The following is a 582-nucleotide window of genomic DNA, read 5'->3' as shown; positions in this document are numbered from 1 at the left end:
CGGGGTTGTAGGACCACGACATTGTACAGCGCTATGAACTGGAAGCAGGTGGGAAACTGCGCGACAAGGGTGAGAGCCCCGTACAGGTAAAGAATGTTGACATAGTGGTATCCTGAGTACCGCGGGACCGGAGAAATCCTGTGGGAATCCACCAGCACCATCTGGTAAGGCTAAATACTCCTGAGAGACCGATAGTGAACCAGTACCGTGAGGGAAAGGTGAAAAGAACCCCGAACAGGGGAGTGAAAAGAACCTGAAACCGTGTGCTTACAAGCGGTTGGAGCAGGCAGGTCCTGTGACAGCGTGCCTTTTGCATAATGAGCCTACGAGTTACTCTTGTCTGGCAAGGTTAAGTCCTTCAGGGACGCAGCCGAAGCGAAAGCGAGTCTTAATAGGGCGCATAGTCAGATGAGGTAGACGCGAAACCTTGTGATCGATCGTCCGTTGGAATAAAGCCCGAAGGTAATATTGCACTACTTCCCCAAGTTGCTACAAAGAACCCAGCTAAGAGCAGCAGCGTAAGCCCACGTCTGGCACTTGTTTTTACTAAGATTCCTTTGTATCCAAAAGCTGTACGGTCGT

General features: G+C 50.9%; 1 rRNA gene. It reads left to right on the top strand.

What is annotated here, in order from left to right:
* Positions 1 to 582 (top strand): 23S ribosomal RNA (locus ACJ5GX_RS00010); the annotation flags it as partial.

This window comes from Wolbachia endosymbiont of Tuta absoluta (assembly GCF_059414725.1).
This window is presented reverse-complemented; position numbering and strand designations above follow the sequence as displayed.